Consider the following 3921-nt stretch of genomic DNA (forward strand, 5'->3'; position numbering starts at 1 on the left):
GGCAAAAACGGGCTGGGGTTGTGCTGGCCAAGCAAAAAATTAAGGCAAGGTTTTTCTGCCTGTGGATGTTCGCCATCCGGCGAGCCGTCTCTTCGTGCTAATGGTGTGAATCCGAGCTGAGGTGGTAGTGATCCAGAGCCTGCCTCGGGTTTCTGAATAATGCATTATTTGACATAATGTACATTATGCGAAGTTAAGATGGTGGTTAGAACTCGGCGATACCGAGTTCTATTCTTGCTGTTTCAATCGCGAAATTCAGCCTGCTGCTTGAGCATACCGGCCATCACGGCCTTCTGGATATCTTCAGACATCAGCATGCCCGCATTCCAGGTGGCTACATATTGCAACCCATCTGCAACACTATGATCACGGCTGTAGTTAATCACATGCTTACTGCCTCGTACTGCAATTGGGCTTTTGGCGGCAATGGCGCGCGCCACATTCAAAGCACCATCAACGGTACTGGCGGCATCCGTGAATACCCGGTTGACCAATTGCCATGCATACGCTTGTTCCGCATTCACGTCGCACCCGGTTAGCGCCATTTCACGGGTGATGCCTTGGCCGACAACATGATGCAGACGCTGCAAGGTGCCAACATCAGCCACCATGCCCATATCCACTTCACGTACGCTGAAAATTGCATCTTGGCTGGCGTAGCGGAAATCAGCTGCCAGTGCGATATCCAGTCCGCCGCCTACACAGGCACCATGTACTGCAGCGATTACAGGTTTACTGCAATTTTCCAGGCTGGAAACACAATCCTGCAGGTCAATAATCATCTTGCGCAGCTTTTCACGCTTCCGGGCCTCGCATTTGTCTGCTACTGCCGCCTGTACCCCCATCAGCATCGTCAGATCGATGCCTGAGCAAAAATGGCGCCCTTCTCCCGACAATACGGCAACACGGACATCCGGAGTTTCGTCACACCACTCCAACGCTGCTTTCAACTCTTGCCACATGACTTCGTTTAAAGCGTTAGCCTTATCGGCCCGATTAAAACGGATATGGGCAACATTTTCACTAACTTCGAGTGCAATAGTGGTGAGATTCATTCCGATTTTCCCCTTGTATATTACGTCCATATTCAATCGGTTTAATTAGTGCTTTTTTGGCAGCCATGCCCACACCATTTCGCAGCGAATAGGTTCTTCGCCTGACTCGTCACTCACCCTGACAGTAACCGTGATATCCCCTTTGTCTTCAGTATGAAACCGTTCGATTTGTGCGGCACTGAGGACGGCTTCCGCGCGCATGTCACCTTGCGAGCGCTTCAGGTAGTGAATGTTCATCGACTTGAGCAGCATCAGTTTGTCGTCAGGCATATTCATGCCTACCACGAAACCGGTTGAGGTCTCAGCCAAAAGAGCCATTGCTGCGGCATGCACACCCTTGATGTGATTCTGTACCATGCGGTGGTTTGTCAGGGATACCACCATTTTTTGCGCGCCTACTTCATCAAAGTGGAGCCCTGACGTGGCCAGAAACGGCACAACCCGGCCGAAAATACGACTCAAGACAAAAGTGCGTATCGTCTTGGGAAGGCATTGTGTCTTCTCCGCAATGCGGCTCATTCTGTTTTTCTTAAGTGACATCTGGTATTTCTCTTAGTGGCTCGGGAGAGGGCAAGCCCAGCATCGCCCTGATCTGGATTTTGACCGTGTCCAGGATTTTTCCATCTACCCGTGCAAGCTGCAGCGCGCCTTGCAAAGCAGAAAAAAATACGGCGCCGATGGCTTCTGGCTCCCCCTGGTAATGCATGCACCCTTCCGCCCTGCCCCTTGCTGCAATGCTGACAGCCCATGTCCGCATATCGGCAATGAAAGCTTCGGCTTCAAACTGCATGGCTTGGGGTAATCGCGGGAACTCGGTTGACAGCACGCCGCTCGGGCATATTTGTCTATTCCTGAGAAAATAGACATCACTGAGCTCAAAGTAGCGCTCAAGTTGCTCATCGGCGGCAAGCATCTGCTGTGCTTCGATAAAACGGGTAAAGCGGCGTCGATAGCGCTGAATCAAGGCGACGCCTAGGTCGGTTTTGTGCGGGAAATGATAGTGGATCGCCGCGTTGCGCACGCCCAGAGCCTGGCTGACTTGCTGATAACTGAATGCATGGTAGCCATGGGTCAGCAACAGGGTCTCGGCCAGATCAAGAATCTTCTTGTGGGTTTCGCCTTTAGTGCCGGATAGCTTGTTCATAAGCAAGACTTTACTTACCGGTTAGTAAGCTGTCAATGCTCATGTCTTAATCGGTGTATTGGGGAGGTATATCGATTATGATGTGCAATCTTCCCGTTCAAATTTTTTACGTATGAAACTCAAATTCAGCAAAATGCATGGCCTCGGCAATGACTTTATTGTGATTGATGGCGTGCGCCAGGATATCAATCTGAGCGCTGCGCGCATACGTGAGTTGGGTGATCGCCACTTTGGCATCGGTTTTGACCAGCTCTTATTGGTTGAACCGCCCCACTCGGCTGAAAACGATTTCCGCTACCGCATTTACAACAGTGATGGCTCCGAAGTTGGCCAATGCGGCAATGGTGCGCGTTGCTTTGTGAAGTTTGTATGCGAGCAACAACTGACCAGCAAACGCAGGATAAGGGTTGAAACCGCATGTGGCGTGATCGTGCCTGAAATCGATGATGCGGGGCAGATCACCGTCGATATGGGGCATCCGCGGTTTTTGCCGGTCGGGATTCCATTCATTGCCGAAGCGGAGGCGCTCGCTTATCAACTGGATGTTGCAGGCACCCAATACAGTGTGGCAACAGTCTCCATGGGCAACCCGCATGCGGTGCTGCGCGTTGAGGATGCGGCGACCGCAGCCGTTGCGACACTCGGTCCCTTGATCGAGTCGCACCCCCGCTTTCCCGAGCGGGTTAATGCGGGATTTATGCAAGTGCTCTCGCGTGATGAAATCCGCTTGAGAGTCTACGAGCGCGGGGCGGGCGAAACGCTGGCATGTGGCACCGGAGCATGTGCCGCTGTTGTCGCCGGAATACGCCAAGGCTGGCTGGGCGAAAATGTGCTGGTTCATACCCGTGGCGGAGACCTGAGCATCCGCTGGCAAGGTGACGGACATGCTGTGCATATGCGCGGCCCGGCGGTCACCGTATTTACTGGCGAAATTGATATATAAGGAATGCGGAGATGCAGGCTGAAGATGTACTGGATTTTTTGCGTTCCAACCCGGACTTTGCACTGCAAAATGCAGCGATTTTGAACTGGGCCCACCCCAAGAATCAAGTCATTATTCCTTTTGCCGAAAGGCAGATCCAGCAATTGCGCGACCAGCGTGCGGCGCTACAAAGCCAGCTGACTCAGTTGCAACAGCAAGCACGTGAAAATAGCGTTTTGCTCGGAAATATCCACCAGCTGACGCTGAGCCTGCTTGCCGAAGACTCGACAGAAGCGCTCGTAGACACTGCATTGAGCTGCTTCTCCCGGTATTTTTCGCTGGACCGGGTATTGATACGCCTCTGGGGCGAAGCTGGCGAGATACCTGCATCGTTGCAAGGTCACGCAGGCTTTAAAAAAGTGGCTGCCAAGTTGCGCCCCCCCTGCTGCGGCCCTTATGCAGCTAGCTGCATTCTGGAATCCCTGCCCGCACAACCCGTTCTGCAATCATTCGCCCAGTTGGCGCTACATCATCCTGATGGTGATGTTTTCGGGATTCTCGTCATAGCTAGTGATGACGCCTACCGCTTTACCCCCGAGCTTGAGACGGATTACCTGCAGCATATCGGTGAAATACTGTCGCAGGCTTTGTGGCGAAGCCTAAGTAAGTAATTGAATTTACGCTTGTTTAGCCGGTATTGTCTATCTGTACGCTGCACGGCCTGTTCGTTCAGGCCGCCGTAGTAATTTGCTTACACATCCCGTCAGGCGTATGAAAGTGGGCGATACCTACAAATGGCA

At 52.5% G+C, this 3921-nt stretch carries 5 protein-coding genes; 2 read left to right on the forward strand and 3 right to left on the reverse strand.

What is annotated here, in order from left to right:
* Positions 1 to 242 precede the first annotated feature (242 nt).
* The 3 genes from ACRC1E_RS14660 to ACRC1E_RS14670 are packed head-to-tail and all read right to left on the reverse strand — an operon-like array spanning position 243 to position 2199.
* Positions 243 to 1055 carry a crotonase/enoyl-CoA hydratase family protein gene (locus ACRC1E_RS14660; protein ID WP_438515844.1) on the reverse strand — a complete coding sequence of 271 codons (813 nt, stop codon included), beginning with the start codon at positions 1053 to 1055 and terminating at the stop codon, positions 243 to 245.
* 45 nt (positions 1056 to 1100) lie between these two features.
* Positions 1101 to 1574, reverse strand: coding sequence for a DUF4442 domain-containing protein (locus ACRC1E_RS14665; RefSeq protein ID WP_438515845.1), 474 nt, complete (start codon positions 1572 to 1574; stop codon positions 1101 to 1103).
* 10 nt (positions 1575 to 1584) lie between these two features.
* Entirely contained in the window at positions 1585 to 2199 is a 615-nt protein-coding gene (locus ACRC1E_RS14670; protein WP_438515846.1) for a TetR/AcrR family transcriptional regulator, read from the reverse strand.
* 112 nt (positions 2200 to 2311) lie between these two features.
* Here ACRC1E_RS14670 and dapF point away from each other — a divergent pair, with 112 nt between their 5' ends.
* Positions 2312 to 3142: a diaminopimelate epimerase gene (gene dapF, locus ACRC1E_RS14675; RefSeq protein ID WP_438515847.1), complete on the forward strand. Its 831-nt coding sequence runs from the start codon at positions 2312 to 2314 to the stop codon at positions 3140 to 3142.
* 11 nt (positions 3143 to 3153) lie between these two features.
* The gene (locus tag ACRC1E_RS14680) at positions 3154 to 3792 is read left to right on the forward strand and encodes a DUF484 family protein (protein WP_438515848.1); all 639 of its coding nucleotides are present in this window, start codon (positions 3154 to 3156) and stop codon (positions 3790 to 3792) included.
* Positions 3793 to 3921 lie beyond the last annotated feature (129 nt).

Origin of the sequence: Craterilacuibacter sp., from assembly GCF_051659485.1 — a bacterium.
GTDB lineage: Bacteria > Pseudomonadota > Gammaproteobacteria > Burkholderiales > Chromobacteriaceae > Craterilacuibacter.

Bases quoted from the DNA above. Each gene is read 5' to 3' on its own strand.
- dapF (WP_438515847.1), top strand. From the start codon at position 2,312: ATGAAACTCAAATTCAGCAAAATGCATGGCCTCGGCAATGACTTTATT.
- ACRC1E_RS14670 (WP_438515846.1), bottom strand. From the start codon at position 2,199: ATGAACAAGCTATCCGGCACTAAAGGCGAAACCCACAAGAAGATTCTT.
- ACRC1E_RS14665 (WP_438515845.1), bottom strand. From the start codon at position 1,574: ATGAGCCGCATTGCGGAGAAGACACAATGCCTTCCCAAGACGATACGC.
- ACRC1E_RS14680 (WP_438515848.1), top strand. From the start codon at position 3,154: ATGCAGGCTGAAGATGTACTGGATTTTTTGCGTTCCAACCCGGACTTT.
- ACRC1E_RS14660 (WP_438515844.1), bottom strand. From the start codon at position 1,055: ATGAATCTCACCACTATTGCACTCGAAGTTAGTGAAAATGTTGCCCAT.